This is a genomic window from Collinsella sp. AF28-5AC (assembly GCF_003457875.1).
In the GTDB taxonomy this organism is placed as follows: domain Bacteria; phylum Actinomycetota; class Coriobacteriia; order Coriobacteriales; family Coriobacteriaceae; genus Collinsella.
Map to the genome: position 1 here is coordinate 1 of NZ_QRTA01000042.1, position 1,107 is coordinate 1,107.

Genomic DNA, 1,107 nt, shown 5'->3' on the forward strand with positions numbered 1-1,107 from the left:
TGCTCCGGGAAGTTCGCGAAGCCCACTTCCCGGAGCAAGGCCGCCCAGCCGGGCAAGGCCCCAGCGCGAGACCGTCCCGAATGCCTACCCGCACAGTGTGGCTACGAGTGGGATGGTCAAAATGGAGCAGATGATCGACAAAAACGTGCACTGCATCATGGGGCGTGCATCCTTGCCGTATTGTAGGCAGTACAGCGTACCGTTGCTGCCCACCGGCATTGCCATCTCGAGCACAAGCGTCGCGATAAACATGGGCGTCATGCCGGGCCACAAGCGCGCGACGGCAAGACATGCCACCGGCACGACAACCAGGCGAAACGCCACGGCGACATAGGCGCGCCAGTTGGTAAGCATCTCGAGCGGACGGTACTTGGCGATAGACGATCCCATGAGCAACAATGCTGCAGGAGTGGTCATGGTGCCAACGATGGAAATCGAGTCGCCCAGCACGCCCCAATCGGTCCATCCGGTGAGCACGATCCCAAGCACAACAGTACTTGCAATGAGACCAGGACTCTTGCAGCAGGCGGCAATATTGCGCATCTGCGTTTTAAGGCCACCACCTATTCCGCTAAATAACATAACGCCGACGGTAAACATAAGAAAGTTTGGGGGGATAAGCGCAATCGATGCATACAACAGCGCTTGTTTTCCCAACACCGCCGAAATAACCGGAAAACCGATAAACCCGGCATTACCGAAAAGCACGGCGAAGCGATACGAGCATTCCGTCCCTTTGGGAACGCGAAGAGCAGCGGTGACAGCAAACGCGATAACGGTCGCCACCACATACATCACAAAGGACAGTCCCATGAGCGAAAACGTATCGGCAATGCTCGGAAGCTTCACATCATCGCCCAGCGCTGACGAAAGCACCAAGCACGGTAGCGCCACCTGCAACAGCAGATGCGACAGCTCGCGCTCGAACTCCGCTTTCATAAACCCCAGCTTGGCGATACACCACCCCAACAAAATAGGCAGCGAAACCGTCAACATCTGAAGCGCCACACTCGTAAAGCTCATGCTTCCCCCTTATCTGTTCCACGAGGGCCGGGGCGCCTGCTTTGTTTTGAGAAGTGGGCTTCGCGAACTTCTCAAAACAAAGCA

General features: G+C 56.5%; 1 protein-coding gene. It reads right to left on the reverse strand.

Going from position 1 to position 1,107, the window contains the following annotated elements; all coding sequences use genetic code 11:
* Positions 1 to 84: 84 nt before the first annotated feature.
* Positions 85 to 1,023: an AEC family transporter gene (locus tag DWZ01_RS10570; protein ID WP_117848987.1), complete on the reverse strand. Its 939-nt coding sequence runs from the start codon at positions 1,021 to 1,023 to the stop codon at positions 85 to 87.
* Positions 1,024 to 1,107: the final 84 nt, after the last annotated feature.